Here is a 603-nt window from a genome sequence, read left to right as displayed (position 1 = left end):
TCATATCTTGCAAAGCAAGAAGTTTTCACAGGTGAAATGATCGCTCGCATAGCAGATCATCTAGAAAATGCTGGCATTAAAGACACGCAGCTTAAAGGATTGACTGGTAAAATCGCTTTTGAAATCGCGACCATGATTGACGATACGGCAGGTCTGGAATTTGATGGTGTTGAAGCAAACCCATACTTAACCTTTGTTTCCGAAAATGACAACGATGAAATTATTCACCTGGGTGGTAATTCTTACTGTCACGAGCTGGTATATGGAATTCTAAATGCAATGTTTTCAAATCAGGATAAAAACACATAACAAATTTAGCCACCGCGAAAACCAGTCGTTTCGCTTTCGCTACACAACTGTTTTCGCGTGCTAAAGGCGTTACGTGTATTAAAAATCATAATTTAGTGTCGCCGCAAAAAACAAATGTGCATTCTTTAAGTCACAAAAGATGCTAGAGAGCACGGTGGTAAATCGAGCAATATCGCAGGGGACAAGAAGTCACGGAGCAAGGTTATAATTTTCATTCTATAAGTATCGTAGTTAGCGGCTCTATAAAGTTCAACGCAAGTACTTTTTGCAGCAATAACGTTCTAATCGGTAACT

The 603-nt window shown here is 39.3% G+C and carries 1 protein-coding gene; it reads left to right on the top strand.

Annotated elements, in window-relative coordinates:
• Positions 1-309 (top strand): hypothetical protein (locus ACYUCY_RS18330; RefSeq protein ID WP_460227987.1); only part of this gene is annotated, 309 nt, incomplete at its 5' end.
• Positions 310-603: the final 294 nt, after the last annotated feature.

This window comes from Aurantivibrio infirmus, from assembly GCF_054767315.1.
Note: the sequence above shows the minus strand (reverse complement) of the source record. Positions and strands in the feature narration are given on the sequence as shown.